This window comes from Micrococcus sp. HMSC31B01, assembly GCF_001816085.1.
Lineage (GTDB): Bacteria > Actinomycetota > Actinomycetes > Actinomycetales > Micrococcaceae > Micrococcus > Micrococcus luteus.
Map to the genome: position 1 here is coordinate 1 of NZ_KV824895.1, position 515 is coordinate 515.

Here is a 515-nt window from a genome sequence, read left to right on the forward strand (position 1 = left end):
CGCACCGATCCCGACGCCGACGGACCGGGGACCCGGTCATGACGGCGCGTCTGCACCCCGCAGCGTGCTCATCCTGCCCGGGGACCGCACCTCGGCCGAGTCGGCGGCGGTGGACGAGCTGGTCGCGGAACTGGCCGCACGCGGGATCCCGGTCGAGGCCCCGTCGGGTCCCCGGTTCCGCCGTCGACCCGACGCGTTCCGCAGCGACGTCGTCGTGGCCCCGCTGCACACGGGAGAACTGGAGATCGCGGCCCTGCAGGCCCTGGCCGCGGGCAGCGCTGTGGTCGCCGGGCCGCCGGTGACTGCCGCGCCGGACGGGTGCGCCCCGCCGGTGATCGAGACCGACGACGCCACGCTCCTCGCCACGGTGCTGAGCCTGCTGGAGGAGACGTCGGCGGCCGCGCGGGAACGGCGGGAGCGGGCGCACGAGCACCACGCGCGGCTGCACGCGCCCGAAGCCGTGCTGGTGCGGCTGCAGGCCCTGCTCAGCCCCGCGGAGACGACGGACGGGCCCG

General features: G+C 77.3%; 1 pseudogene. It reads left to right on the plus strand.

The features are described from left to right. Positions 1–64 precede the first annotated feature (64 nt). Positions 65–515, plus strand: a pseudogene (locus HMPREF3105_RS01320) (glycosyl transferase); the annotation flags it as partial.